Here is a 2625-nt window from a genome sequence, read left to right on the forward strand (position 1 = left end):
GGTTATCCGAATAGTGCCTCGAAGATCGTCCCATCAGGTGGGTGTAGCTCGAATGTTTCGAAGCCGCTCGCGAGCGGCTGCCGCTCATGTTCCTATTCTATGTGCTATAGGTTCTGTTTAATTGGAGAAAAACCGATGCAGCGGACCGTGACGGTAATCGAGAAAATTACAGGCCGGGTGATCGGCGCGTATCCGATCGATCTTTCGGGCCAGGACCACCAGGCTTCCGATGATCAGTATTTTGCCAAGGCATTCGAAGCCGCCGTCGACGGCGGCCTCATTACCAAAGCTGAAGCGCACGCTGTCGAATTCCGTCTGGAATAGACACTCAAGCCGGGACCGACGCTTAAGCCATCACGGTTGGGATATGCGACCCTGCTGGCGTCCGAGCGAGCAACGCAAGCCAGCGCTTTACGCCGCCGTGCCTTCGCTTCCGCCGACCAGCGCCGCCGCGGACGCTGCGGACTTGCGTCCAGGCGGTTCGCAACCGCCTCAAGGACGTGGAAGCTTCTATCATCAGGCATAGGCGCAGAAATAGAAATTGACACTGCAAGCTCCTCAGCTCCTTCAGTGTCACTATCTCCCGCTCATCACCTCAAGCCGCGATGGGTGAGCTTCACACTTACGGTGCTCCAACCGATCTTGCCGTCGACCTTCATCGGGGAGGCCGGCTGGACTCGTGGGGAGATCATGCGCTCACTACGCTGGCTGATCGCGAAGCGCGTCAACACTCTACGCCACGATTGCTGGCTGCCCGTCGTCACGGCGCATATACGACGTTCCGTTAGCCGCCGATCGCGTTCCTATCGCGTGGTGATACATTCGCTCGATTTGGCGAATGTTTTTGTCGTCAAACTCACCGGGAAACCGGGGAGGTGGTCATGAGAATTATTACCACTCTAGCATGTGTCGCGTTGCTTGCAGGTTGCGCAACGGCGGGCCCCCCAGGGCCCCAAGGGCCTGTCGGTCCACCAGGTCTGCCCGGCAAGCAGGGTCCTAAAGGTGCAATGGGGGCTGAGGGTCCAGCGGGGAAGGACGGCGTCAGCGGTTGGGAAATCACCCACTATGCAAGCGCGAGTGATACAAGCCCAGACAAATCCGCACAGGCTTGGTGTCCCAAGCCAAAAGTCGTGATAGGTGGCGGTGCCAGCGCGTCAAATTCAAATGCTCTAATTTCTAGGAGCTTGCCGGTTACTTCCCCAGCTCCGGGGTGGGTAGCACAAGCGCATGTAGCCACTACGCTCCCAACAGCTTGGACGCTGACAGCATATGCCATTTGCGCGCTTGTCAAATAGTCGGCGCTTGGCCGGGCCAGGTGAACTTTGCGTTGTCGCGCCTCTGAGACACAAACGGCGTTCTAGCTAGAGCTACGGTCGCAAACCCTGTGGCCGCCGGCTTCTTGGGAACACGACGGCTTTTCCGCTCGTTGATCCTTATGCCCTCTACCTCGATTCGCAAAACGGAATACGATCCGGAGCGCAAGGTCCTTTCCGTATGGTTCGTCGCCAGCGGCAAGCGGTACGAGTTTGAGGGAGTACCGCCGGAGACCTTTGCGGCATTCAAAGCCGCGTTCGCGAAGGGCCGCTACTTTAACGACCATATTCGCAATCATTTCCGCTACCGATTGATTGCGGATGGCAGCGAGCCAGGATGACGGGTCTGTCGGTGAATCTCGTTCGCCCATTGGAGACAATCACCTTTTTTGGCAATCAGTTTTCGCTTCGCCGAGGTGCATTCGTGCTCTTTGGCGGATCTCCCTTGCCGTCCGACCGGCTCCGGCCGCCCGCCCGCCGGAGGGCCTTGGTGGCTTCCGCAACGCCCGCGCGGTCGTTGTCATTGGCCCGGATCAGTTCGGGGACCTGATCCACGGCGATGTCATTCTGCCGCGCGAAATGCTCCACGCCGTAGCCCTGGCTGGACCCCCAGGCGGTCTCGGTCGCGCGTTCTCTTGCCGTCGGCCATGTGGTCCTGCTGGTAGAGCTTAGAAGTGATGCTACCTTGGCTCGATTGGCTGTGACGACCGTCGAAACACACAAAAAGGCCCATGGCAGTTGCTGCCTCGACAATCGCCTCGGTCAGTTCGTCGTCAGATGCCACCAGATAAGGCGCATACTCCCGAACTACAGGTAGTGCCGCCTTGATCGAGATAAGATCCCCACGGTCCGCCTCACGGATGAGAGCGAAGATTCCAATTTGGCGGCCACGCTTGGGGCCGATTACTTTGGTCGTCGCCGCGCGACGGCTATTCGCTGCCTGATCTATGCCACGCACGCCATGGGCGAGCCGAAGGCTTGCACGGAGGCATTTCCACGGCCCGAGCTGCTATAGGACGCGCGTGCCTAGGCGCGACCCATTGCGGCGAGCGTCCCGAGGAAACGGGCCACAAATGTCGGGCGACATGGAAAACTGACCCCGCATTGCCTCAAGCAAAATGTTACCAATAGTGTCGCTGTTCCGAATGGGATGGTCAGGTGTTGTCATCCCGATTCGGAGGATGGATGGCAAGGCGGATCAGCATGGCGACACGGTCGGAATTGGTGTGACCTTGCCCCTCTGATCTAATCCGGTTTGAAGTTCGTTCTGGCCATCGAGAGGACCAGGACATGAAACGTAGCCGCTTCTCTG

Annotated in this window: 2 protein-coding genes; both read left to right on the forward strand. The window is 58.8% G+C overall.

The window, feature by feature from the left end:
- Positions 1–135 precede the first annotated feature (135 nt).
- Entirely contained in the window at positions 136–324 is a 189-nt protein-coding gene (locus NKH21_RS32595; protein WP_352870001.1) for a hypothetical protein, read from the forward strand.
- Between the two features lie 1060 nt (positions 325–1384).
- Positions 1385–1654 (forward strand): KTSC domain-containing protein, encoded by a 270-nt coding sequence (locus NKH21_RS32600; protein ID WP_352870003.1) that lies wholly within the window; start codon positions 1385–1387, stop codon positions 1652–1654.
- The last annotated feature ends 971 nt before the right edge of the window (positions 1655–2625 follow it).

Origin of the sequence: Mesorhizobium sp. M1329 (genome assembly GCF_040318035.1) — a bacterium.
Lineage (GTDB): Bacteria > Pseudomonadota > Alphaproteobacteria > Rhizobiales > Rhizobiaceae > Mesorhizobium.

Coding starts and splice junctions, on each gene's coding strand:
- NKH21_RS32595 (WP_352870001.1), top strand. CDS start 136: ATGCAGCGGACCGTGACGGTAATCGAGAAAATTACAGGCCGGGTGATC.